We start from the raw sequence: 17,047 nt of genomic DNA on the forward strand, positions 1-17,047 counted from the left end.
CTGACGGCCCCTCCGGCCCCCTCCTCCCGGACCGTCCGCCCCGGCGCGGCACCGCGCCCCTCCCCCACCGTGCCTGTCCGGTGTCCGTCCCGGTATCCGGACTTCCCTACCAGCCCTGTGGAGTTCCCCATGACCCTGCTGACGACCTGGTCCGAGTCGGGCCCGGAGTCCCTGGTCCGCCGTACCTCCGACCCCGCCGAGATCGCGGCGGCCCTGGCGCCGATCGGTGTGCGCTACGAGCAGTGGCCGATCCGTGAGGACGTCCCCGCCGACGCCGACAGCGACACCGTCTTCGCCGCGTACGGCCCGGAGATCGAGCGCCTCAACGCCGAGGAGGGCTTCACCACCGTCGACGTCCTCGGCCTGCACCCCAGCGACGACCCGGAGTACCCGGTGAAGGCGAAGGCCGCCCGGGAGAAGTTCCTCCAGGAGCACACGCACGACGACGATGACGAGGTCCGCTTCTTCGTCTCCGGCTCCGGCATCTTCTACCTGCACGTGAACGGCGAGGTGCACGCGGTCTTCTGCGAGAAGGGCGACCTGCTGGGCGTGCCGCGCGGCACCACGCACTGGTTCGACATGGGCACCGAGCCGGCGTTCACCGCGATCCGCTTCTTCCACGAGGAGGACGGCTGGATCGGCAACTTCACCGGCTCCCCCATCGCCTCCCGCTTCCCGGACTACGACACCATCGCCGCGGGCTACGCCAAGGACAGGGCCGCCGCGTGAGCCTGCGTTTCGACGTGGACGCCGTGGTGCTCGACATCGAGGGCACCACGAGCGCCACCGGCTTCGTCGTGGACGTGCTCTACCCGTACTCGCGGGCGCGGTTCGGTGAGCTGCTGACGCGGCGCGCCGACGAGCCCGAGGTGGCGCGGGCGGTGGCGCAGGTGCGCGAACTGACCGGCGATCACACCGCCGACGCGGCGGCCGTCGAGAAGACGCTGGGCACCTGGCTCGACGAGGACCGCAAGGCGACCCCGCTGAAGACCCTCCAGGGCATCATCTGGTCGGAGGGCTTCGCGCGCGGCGACCTCGTCTCGCACTTCTACGACGACGTCGTACCGGCCCTGCGCGCCTGGCGCGCGGCGGGCCTGCGGCTGTACGTCTACTCCTCCGGGTCGGTCGCGGCCCAGCGCGCGTGGTTCTCCTCGACGCCCGAGGGCGATCTGCTGTCGCTGGTGGCCGGCCTGTACGACACGGAGAACGCCGGTCCCAAGCAGGAGCCGGAGTCCTACCGCCGCATCGCGGAGTCGGCGGGCCTGGCGCCCGGCCGGCTCCTGTTCCTCTCCGACCGTCCCGGCGAACTGGACGCGGCCCGCGCCGCGGGCTGGCACACCGTCGGCGTCCGGCGGCCCGGAGAGCCGTACTACGAGCAGGGCGTCGGCGACCACGCGCAGGCGGGGACGTTCGACGAGATCAGCGTCAACACCTCTGGGAGCACCGCATGACCGCCGACATCACCGCACGCGAGCTGGAGGAGGCGGGGGCCGTCCTGGCCGCCGAGTCCGCCCGGTTCGCCTCCTTCGGCTGGATGCGGGGCACCTCCGGCAACCTGTCGGTGGTGGTCTCCCGCGACCCGCTGCGCCTGGCGGTCACCGCCAGCGGTCACGACAAGGGCGAGCTGACGCCCGCGGACGTGGTGCTGGTGGACGGGCAGGGCGCGGCCGTGCAGGGCGGCAAGCCGTCCGCCGAGGCCGAACTGCACGCGCGGGTGGCCGCGCTGACCGGCGCGAACGCCGTCGTGCACGTCCACACCGTGGCGTCGGTGGCCCTGGGGCACCGCAGCCCCGGCGGGATCGTCTTCAAGGACCTGGAGATGCTCAAGGGCATCGGCCAGCCCGCGCACGACGTGGAGGTCACCCTGCCGGTCATCGCCAACAGCCAGGACATGAAGGTCCTCGGCGACCGCCTGGAGGCGGCCCGTGAGCCCCGGATGCCGGCGGTGGTCGTCGCCGGGCACGGGCTGTACGTGTGGGGCGACGACCCGCGCCAGGCCCGCCACCACACCGAGATCGTGGAATGGCTGCTGGAACTGGAACTCACCCGCCGCTGACCGCCGGCACACGTGGGCGAGGGCACCGGCCGACCGCCGGTGCCCTCGCCCACATGCCGTCACCCTGAGGCTCGCCGTCGGCCTGAGGCCGCGTGCAGCCGGTTTACGGCTCGCGTGCCACCGACCGACGGCTCACCCGCCGTCAACCTCAGCCGCGTACAGCCGACTTACGGCTCGCGCGCCACCGACCGACGGCTCACCCGCCGTCAACCTCAGCCGCGTACAGCCGACTTACGACTCACGAGCCGCCGACCGGCGGCTCGTCTGCGCCGGCAGGGGGCTCCCCTGCCTGGCCGGCGGCTCACCCGCGCCGGCCGGAGGCCAGCGCGCCCTCTACCGCAGCCGGTCCCCCGGCAGTTCGCCCGCGGAGACCTCCAGCACACCCCGCTCGGTGACCAGTCCGGTCACCAGGCGTCCCGGAGTGACGTCGAACGCCGGGTTGTGGCCGCGCGACCCGGCCGGCGCGGTGCGTACTCCGCCCCACTCCAGCACCTCGTCCTCGCCCCGCAGTTCGATGGGGATGGCGTCGCCGGTCGGGGTGGAGAGGTCGACCGTGGTGGTCGGCGCCGCCACCAGGAAGGGGATACCCGCGTCGGCGCAGGCGAGCGCCACTCCCACGGTGCCCACCTTGTTCGCCGTGTCACCGTTGGCCGCGATGCGGTCGGCGCCGACGATCGCCGCGTCGACCAGCCCGCGCAGGATGGTCCCGGCCGCGGCGCCGTCGGCCTGGACGCGGTGCGGGATGCCCTCCTGGACCAGCTCCCAGGCGGTGAGGCGGGACCCCTGGAGCAGGGGGCGCGTCTCGTCGGCGTAGACGACCTCCAGCCGTCCGCGTGCGTGCAGTTCGCGGATCACGCCGAGCGCCGTGCCCCAGCCGGCCGTGGCCAGCGCGCCGGTGTTGCAGTGGGTCAGGATGCGCAGCGGCCGGTCCTCGCCGGCCTTCTTCAGCAGCCAGTCGGCGCCATGGGCGCCCATCGCGCGGTTGGCGTCGACGTCTTCGCGCTGGACGGCGGCCGCTTCCTCCAGGACCGCCTCCAGGCCCTCGTCGAAGCGGGTCATCACCCGGTCCACGCACACCATCAGGTTGACCGCGGTCGGGCGCGCCTCGCGGATGCGGGCCACCTCCGCGCGCACCCGGTCCCCGGTCCATCCCTCGCGCTCGCCCTGGAGCATCGCGAGGGCGACCCCGTAGGCGCCGGCCGCGCCGATCGCGGGGGCGCCGCGCACCACGAGCCGCCGGATCGCGTCCACCAGGGTGTCGGTGTCACGGACGTCCACCGTCTCGGCGCGGTGCGGGAGCAGGGTCTGGTCGATCAGCGCCAGGCCCGATCCGGTCCACTCGACGGCACGCAGTTCCTGGGACATTACGGGGCACTCCTGATCTTCCGATGGTGTCCGACACCGTACATGACCTGGAGGAACCACAGTTCGAGACGATCGAGCAGATGTCCGGAAACGAGTGTTACAGTCCAGCCCCCGCATCTCGCGGGCCGAGACGACGAAGGAGGGCGTGTGCTACTCACCAGGCGCCGCTTCCTGGACTTCGGCCGCTGTGCGGGCGACGGCTGTCGCCGCTGACGCCGGCTCCACCCGTTCCGTCACCGGCCCGCCCGGCCTCCCCCTCTCAAGCCCGCGCGCGCCTCGCGCCGCCCCTTGCCGTACCCGGAAGGCTCCCCGATGCACCGCAGACACCGCCGCTCCCTGCAACTGACCGCGCTCGCCGCCGGCACCGTGCTCCTCGCCACCGCCTGCAACGCGGCGGCGAAGAAGGACGACGCGTCCGCCTCCGCCGGGAGCAGCGGCACGTCCTTCACGCTCGTCACCCCCGACCCCGTCGGCCAGAACGAGTTCCTCAAGCTCGCCGTCGACGGTGTCGAGGCCGCGGCGAAGCAGCACGACGGGACGCAGAAGGTGTACCAGTCCTCGGACACCGCCTCCCAGCAGCAGAACGTCCAGGCGGCGGTCGACGCCGCGCCGGACGTCATCGTGCTGGTCGGCTTCGAGTTCGCCGACATCGTGGCGCAGCAGGCCGAGAAGAACCCCAAGCAGCAGTTCCTGATCATCGACGCCTGCACCACCAAGACCTTCGCCAACGTCAGCTGCGCGGTCTTCCGCGAGCACGAGGGCGTCTACCTCGCCGGCGCCGAGGCGGGCCTGCTCAGCAAGAGCGGCAAGGTCGGCGCGGTGGACGTGCTCGACACGCCCCAGTTCCGCCGGTACAGCGACCCCTTCGCGGCCGGCGCCAAGAAGGTCGCCGCCAAGACGGAGTCCTCCACGCGCTTCGTGGGCGGCCAGTCCCCCTTCGACGACTCCGCGCGCGCCAAGGAGCAGGCCAACACCCTGCTGTCCAAGGGCTACGACCACATCATGGCGGCCGCCGCGGCCGGCAACTACGGCGTCTTCGAGGCCGCCAAGGCCAAGGGCGCCTTCGCGTACGGCGTCGACGTCAACCAGTGCACCGCGGCGCCCGGCACGGTCGTCGACAACGTCATCAAGCGCACCGACGTCGCCGTGAAGGACGGTATCGAGACGGTGCTGGACGGCACGACGGGCACAACCGTCTCCTACGGTCTGAAGGAGGGCGGCATCAGCCTGACCGGCCTGGAGGACGACGTCGACTCCTCCCAGTGCGTGATCGCCGACCACAAGGACGTGCTGACGAAGGTGAAGGCGCTGCGCGACCAGATCGTGTCCGGAGAGCTGAAGGTCGATGACCCGGCAGCCGGCTGACGACGGGACGGCGGTCGAGCTCCGGGGAATCACCAAGCGGTTCCCCGGCACGCTCGCCAACGACGCCGTCGACCTGACGGTCCGCCGCGGCGAGATACACGCCCTGATGGGCGAGAACGGCGCCGGCAAGTCCACGCTGATGTCGGTCCTGTACGGCATGGAGCGCCCGGACGCCGGCACGATCCGGGTCGAGGGGCGCGAGGCGGTCTTCGCCAGCCCCGGCGCCGCGATGGCCGCCGGGCTCGGCATGGTCCACCAGAGCTTCAAGCTGTTCGACTCGCTGACGGTCGCCGAGAACGTCGTCTACGCCGCCGAGCCGCGCCGCTTCGGCCTGGTGGACCGGGCCGCGGCCCGCCGCCGGGTGAGCGAACTGGCCGAGGAGCACGGGCTCGCCGTCGACCCGGACGCCCGGGTCGGCGACCTGCCGGTGGGTCTGCGCCAGCGCGTGGAGATCCTCAAGCTGCTGCACCGCGGCGCGCGCACGCTCATCCTCGACGAGCCGACCGCCGTGCTCACCCCGGCCGAGGCGGACGCCCTGTTCGCGGTGCTGAAGTCGCTGGCCGCGCAGGGCCGTTCGGTGATCCTCGTCACACACAAGCTGCGGGAGGTCCTCGAGGGCAGCGACCGGGTGACCGTGCTGCGCGACGGCCGGGTGGTCGCCCGGCTGGTCACCGCCGAGACGTCCGCCGACGAGATCGCGGCCGCGATGACCGGCCGCGCGGTCGAACTCGACCGCGTCCACGCGCCGGGCACGCCCGGTGAGGTGGTCCTCGACGTGGCCGGGCTCGGCACGGACGCCGTGCACACGGTCGACCTCACCGTCCGCGCCGGGGAGATCGTCGGCATCGCGGGCGTCGCCGGCAACGGGCAGAGCGAACTGGTCGAGGCCCTCGCCGGCCTCAGGCCCGTCACCGCCGGGCGGGTCGCGCTCGCCGGCCGGGACGTCACCCACGCCTCGGCGGCCGAACGGCGCGCCCGGGGCCTGGCGTACGTGCCCGAGGACCGGCACGCCGTCGGCACCGCGCCCGCCGCGTCGGTCGCGGACAACCTGGCGATGGGCCACCACCGCACGTCCCTGTCCACCCGCGGCATGCTGCCGCCCGCGGCGGTCAAGGCCCACGCGCGGCGCCTGGTCGAGCGCTTCGGCGTCAAGGCGTCCACCCCCGAGGTGCCCGCCTCCGCGCTGTCCGGCGGCAACCTGCAAAAACTGCTGATCGGGCGCGAACTCGCCCATGAGGCACCGCTGCTGCTCGTCGAGCAGCCCACGCGCGGTGTCGACATCGGCGCCATCCAGAACATCCACGACCAGCTGATCGCCTACCGCGACGCCGGTCACGCCGTCCTCCTCGTCTCGGCCGAGCTGAGCGAGATCCGGGGGCTCGCGGACCGGGTGCTGGTCATGTACGAGGGCCGCGTCACGGCGTCGTACACCAAGCAAGAGGCGGACGAGCGGACGCTGGGGCTCGCCATGGCCGGCGGCGCCCTCACCGACCCCGCCCCGGCGGAGGCCGTCGACTGACATGACCAACCGCATCACCGGAGCCCTGCGCTCCCCCCTCACCTTCTCCGTGCTCGCCGGACTCGTCATCGGGGCGCTGTTCCTGCTCGGCACGGGCGCGAACCCGGTCACCGCGTACGGCGAGGTCCTGACCGGTTCGCTCGGCGGCGACGGCATCGGCTCGACGCTCACCACCGGGACGAGCGTGCTCGGCCTGGCGCTGGCGCTCGCCGTCCCGCTGCGGGCCGGGCTGATCAACCTCGGCGGCGACGGGCAGATGGTGCTCGGCGGCATCACCGCCGCCGTCACCGGCCTGTACTCGCCGCTGCCCGCCCCGCTCACCGTGGCCGCCGCGCTCCTCGCCGGGATGGCGGCCGGCGCCGCGTACGCCGTGCTGGCCGCCCTGTGCGAGAACCACTTCGGCGTGCCGCTGCTGGTCAGCAGCCTGCTGCTGAGCTACCCGGCGGTCTCGCTGGCCTCCTACCTGGCCCGCTATCCGCTCAAGGAGCCCGGTTCCAGCCTGCCGCAGACCCGCGCGCTGCCCGACGGGGTGGCCCTGCCCGCCTTCGGCGACTCGACGGTGACGCTGGGTCTGCTCCTCGTCGTCCTCGCGGCGGCCGCGTACTGGTTCACCGACCGGCGCACCGCGTTCGGCTACGAGATCCGCATGACCGGCCTCAACGCGCGCTTCTCCGCGTACGCGGGCGTCGAACGGCGCGGCCTGACGCTGAAGCTGATGTCCGTCTCGGGCGCGCTGTGCGGACTGGTCGGCGCCATCGGGGTGCTGAGCTTCCCCTACCGCTTCGTCGACGGCTCGCTGACCGCGCCCGGCTACACCTGGACCGGTCTGACGGCCGCGCTGCTGGCCGGAGCCGCCCCGATCGGCACGGTGATCGCCTCCTTCTTCTTCGCCGTCCTCCAGGTCGGCGGACTGGCGATGGAGCGCACCACCGAGGTGCCTCGGGAGCTGACACAGGTCCTCCAGGCCATAGTGATCGTGTTCCTCGCGGCCCGGCTGCGCTTCCCGCGCCGCCTGTTCCGGCAGCGGCAGAAGGAGACCGTCTGATGTTCTTCGACTCCGACCTGCTGATGTCGGCGCTGCGCGCGCTGACCCCGATCCTGCTGGCCGCGCTGGGCGGCGCCCTGTGCGAACGCGCGGGCGTGTTCAACATCGGCCTCGAGGGCATGATGCTGCTCGGCTGCTTCACGGCCGTGGCCACCAGCTGGTTCACCGGCAGCCCCTGGCTGGGGGTCCTCGCGGCGGCGCTGGCGGCGGCCGCGTACTCGCTGATCCTGGCCGTCGGGGCGGTCACCCTGCGCGGGGACGCGGTGGTGCTGGGCATCGCCCTGAACCTGCTGGCCGTGGGCCTGACCAGCTTCCTGCTGCGCACGGTCTTCGGCGTGCAGGGCACCTTCGACGACCCCTCCCTCGCCGGTCTGCCGCTGATCGGCGGCTTCACCCCGCTCGCCTACCTGTCGTGGGTCGCGGTCGCCGTCGCCGCCCTGCTGCTCTCGCGGCACGTGTGGGGGCTGCGGCTGCGCGGGGTCGGCGAGGCCCCGGACGCGGCGGCCACGCTCGGCGTGAGCCCGGCGAAGTACCGGTACGCGGCGATCCTGGCCTCCGGAGTGCTGTGCGGCCTGGCCGGCGCCCAGCTCGCGCTCGGCAACGTCACCCTCTTCTCCGAGAACATGACGGCCGGCCGCGGCTGGATCGCGGTCGTCGCGGTCATGCTCGGGCGGGCCGCCCCGCTCGGCGTGCTGCTCGCCGCGCTGCTGTTCGGCCTCGCCGAGGCGGCCGGCTTCCGCCTCCAGGGCCTCGGCCTGCCGCAGCAGGCCACCGACGCCGCGCCGTACGTGGTCACGCTCGGCGCCCTCTTCCTCACGACGGCCCGCCGCCGTCGCCGTACCCGCACCACCGGAGCCGTCTCATGACGCAGGACCTGCTGCCCGTCACCCGCATCCCCCGCACCGGCCTCCCGGAGCGTGCGCTGGTCGTCGGCGACCCGGCGCGGGCCGCGGCGGTCGCCGCGCTGCTCGACGGCGCCGAAGAGGTGTCGTACCACCGCGAGTACCGGGCGTTCCGCGGCACCTGGAAGGGGCTGCCGGTCACGGTGGCCTCGCACGGGGTCGGCGCTCCGGGGGCGATCCTGCTGTTCCAGGAGCTGGCGGACGCGGGCGTGCGCACCGTCGTGCGGTTCGGCACGGCGGGTGCGATGAGGCCGGGGATCGCGGACGGCGACCTCGTCATCGCGGAGGCGGCCGTGCGCGACGACGGCGTGACCCACCAGTTGCTGCCGCCGGAGTATCCGGCCGTGTCCTCGCCGGAGGCGGTGTTCGCGTTGCAGCGGGCGGCCCGCGGGATCGGCGCCCCGCACCACCGGGGCCTGGTGTGGACGCGGGCCGCGTTCCAGCCGGGCCTGCTCCCGCTGTTCTCCTACGACGGCGCCGGGCTCGCCGCGATCGAGATGGAGCTGTCGGCGCTGCTGGTGACGGCCTCGCTGCGCGGCCTGGTCGCGGGCGGCGTGCTGGTGATCGACGGGGCGAACGCCGACGAACTCGTCGACGAGCAGGCCACCGGCGGATACAACCCGCACCGGGACGTCGTCGCCGCCGGTGTCGAGCGGGGCGCCCTCGTCTCGCTGGAGGCGCTGCGGCTGCTGGCGGAGGAGGAGCGGGCGTGAGCATCGACCTGCTGGTCCGGGGCGGTGACGTACTGACCGTGGACGACGCCGGGACCGTCGTCCACGACGGTGCGGTCGCCGTCCACGAGGGCGAGATCCTCGCCGTCGGCCCGGCACGGGACCTCGCGGCCCGCTACCCGGCGGACGAGGAGATCGACGCGACGGGCTGCCTGGTACTGCCCGGCCTGATCAACGCGCACACCCACCTCGCGATGACGCTGCTGCGCGGCCGCGCCGACGACGTCACCCTCCAGGGGTTCCTGGAGCGGGTGCTGACCTGGGAGTCGGCGCTGCTGGCGCCGGACAGCGTGGCGGCGGCGGTCCGGCTGGCCGTCGCGGAGAGCGTCCGCGCGGGGGTGACCTCGGCACTCGACATGTACTGGTTCCACGAGGCGGCCGAGACGGTGGCCCGCGAGACGGGCTGGCGGCTGCACACCGGCCCCACCTTCATGGACGTCCCGGACCCGGCCGACGGCATCGCGTACGGGGAGCGGCTCGCGTGGGCGCGGCGGGACCTTCAGGCGCGGGGACCGGCCGGTCCCGGCCGCCGCCCGGTGCTCTTCGCGCACTCCGCCTACACCCTCACCCCGTGGCAGCTCACCGAGGTGTTCTCGCTGGCCCGGGAGTTCGGCGCGCTGATCCACACCCACGCGGCCGAGAACGCCACCGAGGTCGCCACCGTCGAGGAGCGGTACGGCAAGCGGCCCGTCGAGCTGCTGGACTCGCTCGGGCTGCTCGGTCCCGACGTGCTGCTCGCGCACACCGTGGACCTGACCGGGCCGGAGATCGCGGCGCTGGCCCGCACCGGCACGTCGGTGGCCCACTGCCCGGTGTCGAACCTGAAGCTGGGCTGCGGCATCGCACCGGTGCCGCGGCTGCTGGACGCGGGCGTGACCGTAGGCCTCGGCACGGACGGAGCCGTCAGCTCCAACACGCTGGACGTCCTGGGCGCGGTGCGGCAGGCGGCGCTGGTGCACAAGGCGGGCGGTGACCCCACGGCGGTCGGTGCCGAGGAGGCCGTCCGCATGGCGACCGTCGAGGGCGCGCGGGCCCTCGGACTCGGCGGGCACCTGGGCTCGCTGGAGGCCGGCAAGCGGGCCGACCTGATCGTGCTCGACCTGCGCGCGCCGCACCTCCAGCCGCCGCACGACCCCTGGTCGACGGTCGCCTACGCGGCGCACGCGGCGGACGTACGGGACACGGTGGTCGACGGACGCGTCCTGATGCGCGACCGTGTGCTGACCACGATCGACGAGGCGGCGGCACTGGCGGACGTCGCACGGCGCGTTGCGCGGGGCGTCGCGCAGGGCGTCGCGCAGGACTGACGGCGGGCCCGGAGGGCACGGGGGGCACCAGCGGTTCCTCCCGTGCCCTCCGGGCCTCCGCACTTTCCGGGCCCCTGGGCCTCGGGGCCCCGAGGCCTCAGCCGAACCGTTCGATGCGGATGCGGTCCACCGGCTGGCCCGCCGCCACCAGCAGCCGTGAGGCGTGCTCGGCGAAGGCGTTGGAGCCGCACACGTACGCCTCCCACCCGCCGACGGGCGGCTCGGCCATGAGCGGCGCCAGGTGCGCGGCCGTCAGCCGTCCCACCGGTACGCCGTCCGGCGCGCTGCGGGTGAACACCGGTGTCGTCTCCGCGCCGTACTCCCGCGCGTAGATCAGCTCCTCGGGGCTCCGCGCGGACACCAGCAGCCGCAGCGGCACGCCGAGCCCCCGGGCGCGGTGGTGCCGCACCATCGACATCAGCGGTACGACCCCGGAGCCCGCGCCGACCAGCAGCGCGGGCCGGTCCCCCGGCCAGGCGAAGAAGCCGCTCAGCGGCCCGCGCACCTGCACCCGGTCGCCGATCCGGGCCTCGGTGTGGAACCACCCGGACACCTCACCGCCCTCGACGTGGTCCAGGGTCAGCTCGACGTGCCCCGGCTCGTCGGGCGCGGACGCGATCGAATAGTGCCGCTGGGCCGTGTAGCCGTCCGGGGCGGTCAGCCGCAGCATCAGGTGCTGGCCGGGCAGGTGCCCCGCCCAGGCGGGTACGGCGAAGCGGAAGGTGGCCGCCGCGGGCGTCTCGCGGCGGATGTCGGTGAGCGTGGCGGTCTGCCACAGGGCCGCCGCCCGGTTGCTCACGGCGATCCGCCCGGGCACGGCGAAGCGCGTGGGCGGCACGAAGGATGCCTCGGTCGGGGCCTCGGCCAGGATCGGCTCAGTCACCGGAGTACCTCTGCTCCTCCCAGGGGTTGCCACGGGCGTGGTAGCCGTTCTGCTCCCAGAAACCCGGCTCGTCGTGGTCGAGGATCCTGAGGCCCGCGATCCACTTGGCGCTCTTCCAGAAGTACAGGTGCGGCACCAGCAGCCGGGCCGGTCCCCCGTGCTCCGGCGGGAGCGGCCGGCCGTCGTACTCCCAGGCGATCCAGGCCCGCCCGCCGGTCACGTCCGCGAGCGGGAGGTTGGTGGTGTAGCCGGTGTGCGCGTAGGCGACGACGTGGGTGGCGGAGGGCAGGGGGCGCACCGCGTCGAGGAAGGTGTCCAGGGACACGCCCCCGAAGCGCACGCCGAACTTCGACCAGCTGGTCACGCAGTGGATGTCGCCCTCGTACGCCGACGCGGGCAGCGCGTGCGCCTGGTCCCAGGTCCAGGTGCGGGGCTCGGCGACCAGTCCGTCGACGCGGAAGGTCCAGTCGGCGGCCGCCAGGTCGGGCGTGACCTCGGCGGACAGGACGGGCCAGTCGTCGCCCGCGTCGTACTGGCCGGGCGGCAGCCCGGGGTCGGACACGCGCGGGCGCCCGGTGAAGCCTCGGGTGATGTTCATGCGGGTGGTGCCTGCCTCCGTAGCGGCGTCTGCTCGTTTTTCCTCCCCCATCTAACCGCACCCGGATCGCACCCGTGTGCCGCCCTCGGTCCCGGCCTCGGAGACGCCGGGACCCCCTCCCTGCGTCTCACATCTCGATATGAGGTTTCCGAAACATAAGATGCCTGAGATCGTTCATGCTGCCCGCCCAGTGCGCGCGGCCTTTCGGCGAGGGGAGGCGTGCGCGGGTCCGGGTCCTCGGCAACCGATCTGCACCTCGCGCGAAAGACCGAGCTATGCCCGCACCAGCCACCGGCTCAGCACCGGCACCCGTCAACCCGCGTTCCCGCGTGCTCATTGCCAGTCTAATTGGCACGACCATTGAGTTCTACGACTTCTACATCTACGCGACCGCCGCCGTACTGGTCTTCCCCTCACTCTTCTTCCCCACCGGTGACCCGACCACGGCGCTGCTGTCGTCCTTCGCGGTCTTCGGCGCCGCGATGGTGGCCCGCCCGATCGGTGCCGTGTTCTTCGGGCACCTCGGCGACCGGCTCGGCCGCAAGAAGACGCTGGTGGTCTCGCTGCTGACCATGGGCATCGCCACGTTCCTCATCGGGATCGTGCCCACCTACTCCCAGGTCGGCTGGGTCGCCACCGCGCTGCTGGTGCTGATGCGGCTCGCGCAGGGCTTCGCGCTCGGCGGTGAGTGGAGCGGCGCGGCACTGGTCGCGACGGAGAACGCCCCCCGCGGAAAGCGCGCCCTGTACGGCACCTTCCCGCAGCTGGGCGCCCCGCTCGGCTTCATCATCGGCAACGGCCTGTTCCTCGTCATCGGAGCGCTGCTGCCGTCCGGGGCGGGCGCCGACCCCACGCAGCCCTCCGACGCCTTCCTCAGCTGGGGCTGGCGCATCCCGTTCCTGTTCTCCGCCGTCATGGTGGCGATCGGGCTGTGGGTGCGCTCACGGCTGGTGGAGTCGACCGTCTTCGCCAAGACCCGTGAGGCCGGGAAGGTGCGCAAGCTGCCGCTGGCCACCGTGGTCCGCAGCCACTGGAAGCAGCTGATCCTCGGCACCTTCTTCATGCTGGCGACGTACGTCCTCTTCTACCTGATGACGACGTTCTCGCTGAGCTACGGACGCACCGCGAAGGACGCCGCCGTGCCCGGCCTGGGCTACAGCTACACCACGTTCGTCATGATGATGATCTTCGGAGTGCTGTTCTTCGCGGTGTTCACCCTCGTCTCCGGCCCGCTCGCCGACAAGTACGGACGCCGCACCACCCTGATCTGGATCACTGCCGCGATCGTGGTCTTCGGACTGGTCTGGGTGCCCCTCATCGGTCTGGGCACGCTCGGCGTGGTGCTGTGGCTCGTGCTGGGCTTCACCCTGATGGGCATGACGTTCGGGCCGATGGGCGCCCTCCTGCCCGAGCTCTTCCCCACGAGCGTGCGCTACACGGGATCCGGCATCTCGTACAACGTCAGCTCCATCCTCGGTGCGGCCGTCGCCCCCTTCATCGCGGTCGCGCTGTGGGAGACCGGCGACGGCTCGCCGTGGCTGGTCGGCGTCTACCTGTCCTCGATGGCCGTGCTGACGCTGATCGCCCTGCTCCTCGGCAAGGAGACCAAGGACGTCTCCCTGGACGACGGCGAGGCCGCCTCCGACGGCGACGACGCCCTCGTCACGGCCCACCGCTAGCCGGGGTCCGCGTTCGGACGGGTCCCGCCCGACGCAACGACGACGCGAGTGTGACCGCCGCCTCACAAGAGGCGGCGGTCTTGTCGTAGCGGTCGGCCGTCCGTGTCGGGCGGGTCGCGACGGGTACCGGGAACGGGCCGAGGGGGGAATCCGCGGAGGGAGGAAACATGCTCTCGGACACGTCCCGTCCCGTCGTCATCGCGACCCTGCCCGTGGTGGCCGACCACATCGGCGAGATCGCCCAGCGCTTCTACCGCAGGCTCTTCGCCGAGCATCCCGAACTCCTGGACGGCGTCTTCAACCGCGGCAACCAGGCGCACGGCCAGCAGCAGCAGGCGCTGGCCGGCTCGGTGGCCGCGTTCGCGACGACCTTGGTGGAGACGCCGGAGCGGGTGCCGGAGCAGTTGCTGCGGCGGATCGCGCACAAGCACGCCTCGCTCGGCATCCGCCCGGACCAGTACCAGGTGGTCCACGACCATCTGATGTGGGCGGTCGGCGACGTGCTCCAGGACGCCGTCACGCCGGAGGTCGCCGCCGCCTGGGACGAGGTCTACTGGCTGATGGCCAACGCCCTGATCAATCAGGAGCGCGGCCTCTACAGCGCCCGAGGGGTGCGGCCGGAGACGGTGTGGCGGGACTGGCAGGTGGTGCGGAGGATCCAGGAGACCGAGGACGTGGTCACCTTCGTGGTCAAGCGGATCGACGACCGCCTGGTGAAGACCTCGCTGCCGGGCCAGTACGTCACGGTGCGCATGCGCATGCCCGACGGCAAGCTCCAGCCCCGCCAGTACAGCCTGACGCGTGCCGACGACGGGGAGCACCGCCAGTTCTCGGTGAAGCGGGTGCGGGGCACGGACGGGGATCCCGACGGCGAGATGTCGACGCTGCTGCACGACTCCGTGGGCGTGGGTGACCGCCTGACGCTGTCACTGCCCTACGGCGACGTGGTGCTCGACGACTCGGGGCGGCCGGTGGTGTTCGCGAGCGCGGGCATCGGGATCTCCCCCATGGCGGGCATGCTGTCCCACCTGGTCGCGGCCGAGGCCGGGCTGTCGATCACCGTGCTGCACGCCGATCTCGACGAGGCTTCCTTCCCGCTGCGGCGGCAGGTGGTCAACGACGTCCTGGCCTTGCGGAACGCGCGGATGTTCCTGTGGTACGAGAGGGGCGCGCACAGCCTCGAACCGGTGGACGGGGTCTTCGAGGGGCTCCTGGACCCGACGGCCGTCGACCTGGCCGGGGACTCCCTCTACTACCTGTGCGGGCCGCTGCCGTTCATGCAGGCCGTCCGCAGCCGCCTGATCGAACAGGGCGTGGCCCCGCAGGACATCCAGTACGAGGTCTTCGGCCCCGACCTGTGGCAGGCGGACACGGACTGATCCCAGGACGGCTCCCGGCCGGACTGACCCCCGGGAAACCCCCCGGCCGGACTGCCCCCGGGACTGCTCCCGGCCGGGCGGATCGCCGGCGCCCCGTCCGGCCGCCGTGACCGCGCCACGCCCCGGCAGCACCCTCGCGGCTCCGTTCCCCCACCGGGGGGGGATGTGGTGCAGGTAACGCGACGAAAACCTAGTAACCACAAGCCATTCGGTTCATCATCACTTCCGCGTGCGCAGGTGCACGCCACGGGGCGCAGCCCGCGAGGCCCGCGCCCCACCGACGAGACCGGACGGAGCCGTCACCCCGATGACCACGACCCAGCACCCCGACAGCGACGAGACCCGCGACGACGAATGGGCCGGCCCGGCTCGTTTCCTGCCACCGGTCGAACCCGTCGTGCGCCCGGACGGCAGCCGCCACTACGCCGGGGTGACGTACGCGGTCGCGTTCGGATACCGGCCTCTGCAACTGGACCTCTGGGTGCCGGCCGGCGCAGAACGGCCGCCGCTGGTCGTGTGGATCCACGGCGGGGGCTGGATGTTCGGCGATCGGCGCATCCTGCCGGAGACGCTGCGACCCGGCCAGATGTTCGACGAACTGCTCGCCGCCGGCCTCGCCGTCGCCACGATCGACTACCGGCACGCGCTGGAGGCGCCCTTCCCGGCCCAGTTGCACGACGCGAAGGCGGCCGTCCGGTACCTGCGCGCCTACGCCGACGAGTTGGAAATCGACACCTCGCGCGTCGCGGTCGCGGGTGAGTCCGCGGGAGGCCACCTCGCCGCCCTCGTCGGCCTGACCGCCCACCGTCCCGACCTGGAGGGCTCGCACGGTGTCGTCGGCCCGTCCAGCGCCGTCGACGCCGTCCTCGACTGGTACGGCGTCGCCGACCTGTCCACCATGCCGCGGATGCAGGCGCCGCCGGAGGTGCTCGCCAAGCTGCCGGAGGAGCTGCGCACCCCGCCCGAGGACCAGATCGTCCGCGGGCTCGACGACCGGGGCCGGGCCGACGCCAGTCCGATCACGCATGTCACCGCGGACGCCCCGCCGTTCCTGCTCGTGCACGGCACCGCCGACTGGCTCGTGCCCTACGCGCAGAGCGAGGCGCTCGCCGCCGCGCTCACCGCGTCCGGGGTGCCGGCCCGGCTGGTGCCCGTGGACGGCGCCGGACACATCTTCACCGGATGCACCGACGTGGACGCCGTCGTCCGCCTGTCGGTGGACCACCTCGCCGAAGCACTGCTGGACGCCCGGGCCTAGCGCCTCCCCTGGCCCGGAGAGGTCCGTGCCAGGGGAGGTCGCCCACCACGGCCGGGAAGGTGAACCGCCTGAACACCCCGGCCGGGGCGGGGTGTTCAGGGGCTGGTGTTGAAGCCCTTGTCCAGGTAGGGGTGTTGGTCGACGACGAAGCCGTCGTGAACCAGGCGGGCGATGCCGCCCTGGTCACGCCAGACCTCCCGGGCGGAGCCGAAGGAGAATCCGCCGGACTCCTGGTGGTTCTGGTTGGTGTAGACCCGGTAGCGCCGGCCGGGCTGGATGAGCGTGCCCGGCGGGAAGGCGTAGGTGTGCCCGGTGGGCTTGGACTCCACGACCCAGCCGGTCAGGTCCTGGGCCGCGCCGCCCTTGTTGAAGATCTCGACGTATTCGTCGGGCTGGCCCGCACCGGTGCCCAGGTAGCGCAGGTCGGAGATGATCACGTCGGGCTCGTCGAGCGTGAACATGCAGACGACCTCGGCGAAGTTGATGCCGCCCTCGGGGCTGCGGAACTGCTGGACGATCTGCCCGTTGCGCTTGAACCCGCTCAGGACCGCCCGGTACTGCTTGCCGTCGATCGTGACGGGCTGGGGGTGGACGAAGGTCTCCAGGTCGACCAGGTCGTCGTCCGCGGGACTGCTGTTGGTGGTGTTGGGTGTCTCGTTGTGGTGGAAGCTGAAGTCGAGGTCGGTCGTGCTGCCGTCCTCGAACATGACGTTGACCCTGAGCTGGACGTCGAACTGGGACGGGCTGACGTTGGTGGGCAGATTGCGGTGCACGAAGGTACCGACGACGAACTCGGTGCCGTCGAGCTGCACGTCCGCGGCCGCACCGCGGAACTGGTACCCGCTCTGGGAGCCGCTGCTGCCCCACCTGACGTCAGGGGTGCCGAGCCCGTCGACCGGGGAGATGGCCGGGGTGGTGGCCGGAAAGACGCCTGAGGTGACGACGGTGGTCATGGTGTCT

At 72.7% G+C, this 17,047-nt stretch carries 16 protein-coding genes; 12 read left to right on the plus strand and 4 right to left on the minus strand.

What is annotated here, in order from left to right; all coding sequences use genetic code 11:
- Nucleotides 1-129 precede the first annotated feature (129 nt).
- The 3 genes from ACFYWQ_RS36070 to mtnB are packed head-to-tail and all read left to right on the plus strand — an operon-like array spanning nt 130 to nt 2,056.
- Nucleotides 130-729 carry an acireductone dioxygenase gene (locus ACFYWQ_RS36070; protein WP_389522608.1) on the plus strand — a complete coding sequence of 200 codons (600 nt, stop codon included), beginning with the start codon at nt 130-132 and terminating at the stop codon, nt 727-729.
- Nucleotides 726-1,451: an acireductone synthase gene (gene mtnC, locus ACFYWQ_RS36075; RefSeq protein WP_389522610.1), complete on the plus strand. Its 726-nt coding sequence runs from the start codon at nt 726-728 to the stop codon at nt 1,449-1,451. The genes ACFYWQ_RS36070 and mtnC overlap by 4 nt, the downstream gene beginning before the upstream one ends.
- Nucleotides 1,448-2,056 (plus strand): methylthioribulose 1-phosphate dehydratase, encoded by a 609-nt coding sequence (gene mtnB, locus ACFYWQ_RS36080; protein ID WP_389522612.1) that lies wholly within the window; start codon nt 1,448-1,450, stop codon nt 2,054-2,056. The genes mtnC and mtnB overlap by 4 nt, the downstream gene beginning before the upstream one ends.
- Before the next feature lie 333 nt (nt 2,057-2,389).
- Here mtnB and mtnA read toward each other — a convergent pair whose 3' ends face one another.
- Nucleotides 2,390-3,421 carry an S-methyl-5-thioribose-1-phosphate isomerase gene (mtnA, locus tag ACFYWQ_RS36085; RefSeq protein ID WP_389522614.1) on the minus strand — a complete coding sequence of 344 codons (1,032 nt, stop codon included), beginning with the start codon at nt 3,419-3,421 and terminating at the stop codon, nt 2,390-2,392.
- 312 nt (nt 3,422-3,733) lie between these two features.
- Here mtnA and ACFYWQ_RS36090 point away from each other — a divergent pair, with 312 nt between their 5' ends.
- From ACFYWQ_RS36090 to ACFYWQ_RS36115, 6 genes are read left to right on the plus strand one after another with little or no spacing between them, the layout of a single operon-like run.
- Nucleotides 3,734-4,786, plus strand: a complete 1,053-nt coding sequence (locus ACFYWQ_RS36090) for a BMP family ABC transporter substrate-binding protein (protein WP_389522616.1) — start codon at nt 3,734-3,736, stop codon at nt 4,784-4,786.
- Nucleotides 4,767-6,305, plus strand: coding sequence for an ABC transporter ATP-binding protein (locus ACFYWQ_RS36095; protein WP_389522618.1), 1,539 nt, complete (start codon nt 4,767-4,769; stop codon nt 6,303-6,305). Before ACFYWQ_RS36090 ends, ACFYWQ_RS36095 begins: the two co-directional genes overlap by 20 nt.
- 1 nt (nt 6,306) lies before the next feature.
- Nucleotides 6,307-7,350, plus strand: coding sequence for an ABC transporter permease (locus ACFYWQ_RS36100; protein WP_389522620.1), 1,044 nt, complete (start codon nt 6,307-6,309; stop codon nt 7,348-7,350).
- Complete coding sequence (locus ACFYWQ_RS36105; RefSeq protein ID WP_389522622.1) at nt 7,350-8,216, plus strand: ABC transporter permease; 867 nt, start codon at nt 7,350-7,352, stop codon at nt 8,214-8,216. The genes ACFYWQ_RS36100 and ACFYWQ_RS36105 overlap by 1 nt, the downstream gene beginning before the upstream one ends.
- Nucleotides 8,213-8,965: a nucleoside phosphorylase gene (locus ACFYWQ_RS36110; protein WP_389522623.1), complete on the plus strand. Its 753-nt coding sequence runs from the start codon at nt 8,213-8,215 to the stop codon at nt 8,963-8,965. The genes ACFYWQ_RS36105 and ACFYWQ_RS36110 overlap by 4 nt, the downstream gene beginning before the upstream one ends.
- Nucleotides 8,962-10,290: an amidohydrolase gene (locus ACFYWQ_RS36115; protein ID WP_389522625.1), complete on the plus strand. Its 1,329-nt coding sequence runs from the start codon at nt 8,962-8,964 to the stop codon at nt 10,288-10,290. Before ACFYWQ_RS36110 ends, ACFYWQ_RS36115 begins: the two co-directional genes overlap by 4 nt.
- A 97-nt stretch (nt 10,291-10,387) precedes the next feature.
- Here ACFYWQ_RS36115 and ACFYWQ_RS36120 read toward each other — a convergent pair whose 3' ends face one another.
- Together ACFYWQ_RS36120 and ACFYWQ_RS36125 are read right to left on the minus strand one after the other, a co-directional pair.
- On the minus strand, nt 10,388-11,173 hold the full coding sequence (locus tag ACFYWQ_RS36120; protein WP_389522627.1) for a ferredoxin reductase: 786 nt from the start codon (nt 11,171-11,173) through the stop codon (nt 10,388-10,390).
- Nucleotides 11,166-11,771 carry a sulfite oxidase-like oxidoreductase gene (locus ACFYWQ_RS36125; RefSeq protein WP_389522629.1) on the minus strand — a complete coding sequence of 202 codons (606 nt, stop codon included), beginning with the start codon at nt 11,769-11,771 and terminating at the stop codon, nt 11,166-11,168. Before ACFYWQ_RS36125 ends, ACFYWQ_RS36120 begins: the two co-directional genes overlap by 8 nt.
- A gap of 275 nt (nt 11,772-12,046) precedes the next feature.
- Here ACFYWQ_RS36125 and ACFYWQ_RS36130 point away from each other — a divergent pair, with 275 nt between their 5' ends.
- From ACFYWQ_RS36130 to ACFYWQ_RS36140, 3 genes are all read left to right on the plus strand, one after another.
- Entirely contained in the window at nt 12,047-13,450 is a 1,404-nt protein-coding gene (locus ACFYWQ_RS36130) for an MFS transporter (RefSeq protein WP_389522631.1), read from the plus strand.
- A 167-nt stretch (nt 13,451-13,617) separates the two neighbouring features.
- The gene (locus ACFYWQ_RS36135; protein ID WP_389522633.1) at nt 13,618-14,829 is read left to right on the plus strand and encodes a globin domain-containing protein; all 1,212 of its coding nucleotides are present in this window, start codon (nt 13,618-13,620) and stop codon (nt 14,827-14,829) included.
- A 307-nt stretch (nt 14,830-15,136) separates the two neighbouring features.
- Nucleotides 15,137-16,087 (plus strand): alpha/beta hydrolase fold domain-containing protein, encoded by a 951-nt coding sequence (locus tag ACFYWQ_RS36140; protein ID WP_389522635.1) that lies wholly within the window; start codon nt 15,137-15,139, stop codon nt 16,085-16,087.
- A 95-nt stretch (nt 16,088-16,182) separates the two neighbouring features.
- Here the strand turns inward: ACFYWQ_RS36140 and ACFYWQ_RS36145 are convergent, their stop codons facing one another.
- On the minus strand, nt 16,183-17,040 hold the full coding sequence (locus tag ACFYWQ_RS36145) for a choice-of-anchor K domain-containing protein (RefSeq protein ID WP_389522637.1): 858 nt from the start codon (nt 17,038-17,040) through the stop codon (nt 16,183-16,185).
- Nucleotides 17,041-17,047: the final 7 nt, after the last annotated feature.

Source organism: Streptomyces sp. NPDC003247, from assembly GCF_042888135.1.
GTDB lineage: Bacteria > Actinomycetota > Actinomycetes > Streptomycetales > Streptomycetaceae > Streptomyces.

Excerpts from the sequence above, each read along its gene's own strand:
- ACFYWQ_RS36090 (WP_389522616.1), top strand. The coding sequence starts at position 3,734 with ATGCACCGCAGACACCGCCGCTCCCTGCAACTGACCGCGCTCGCCGCC.
- ACFYWQ_RS36140 (WP_389522635.1), top strand. The coding sequence starts at position 15,137 with ATGACCACGACCCAGCACCCCGACAGCGACGAGACCCGCGACGACGAA.
- mtnB (WP_389522612.1), top strand. The coding sequence starts at position 1,448 with ATGACCGCCGACATCACCGCACGCGAGCTGGAGGAGGCGGGGGCCGTC.
- ACFYWQ_RS36125 (WP_389522629.1), bottom strand. The coding sequence starts at position 11,771 with ATGAACATCACCCGAGGCTTCACCGGGCGCCCGCGCGTGTCCGACCCC.
- ACFYWQ_RS36095 (WP_389522618.1), top strand. The coding sequence starts at position 4,767 with ATGACCCGGCAGCCGGCTGACGACGGGACGGCGGTCGAGCTCCGGGGA.
- mtnA (WP_389522614.1), bottom strand. The coding sequence starts at position 3,421 with ATGTCCCAGGAACTGCGTGCCGTCGAGTGGACCGGATCGGGCCTGGCG.
- ACFYWQ_RS36130 (WP_389522631.1), top strand. The coding sequence starts at position 12,047 with ATGCCCGCACCAGCCACCGGCTCAGCACCGGCACCCGTCAACCCGCGT.
- ACFYWQ_RS36110 (WP_389522623.1), top strand. The coding sequence starts at position 8,213 with ATGACGCAGGACCTGCTGCCCGTCACCCGCATCCCCCGCACCGGCCTC.
- ACFYWQ_RS36100 (WP_389522620.1), top strand. The coding sequence starts at position 6,307 with ATGACCAACCGCATCACCGGAGCCCTGCGCTCCCCCCTCACCTTCTCC.
- ACFYWQ_RS36135 (WP_389522633.1), top strand. The coding sequence starts at position 13,618 with ATGCTCTCGGACACGTCCCGTCCCGTCGTCATCGCGACCCTGCCCGTG.
- ACFYWQ_RS36105 (WP_389522622.1), top strand. The coding sequence starts at position 7,350 with ATGTTCTTCGACTCCGACCTGCTGATGTCGGCGCTGCGCGCGCTGACC.
- ACFYWQ_RS36070 (WP_389522608.1), top strand. The coding sequence starts at position 130 with ATGACCCTGCTGACGACCTGGTCCGAGTCGGGCCCGGAGTCCCTGGTC.
- ACFYWQ_RS36145 (WP_389522637.1), bottom strand. The coding sequence starts at position 17,040 with ATGACCACCGTCGTCACCTCAGGCGTCTTTCCGGCCACCACCCCGGCC.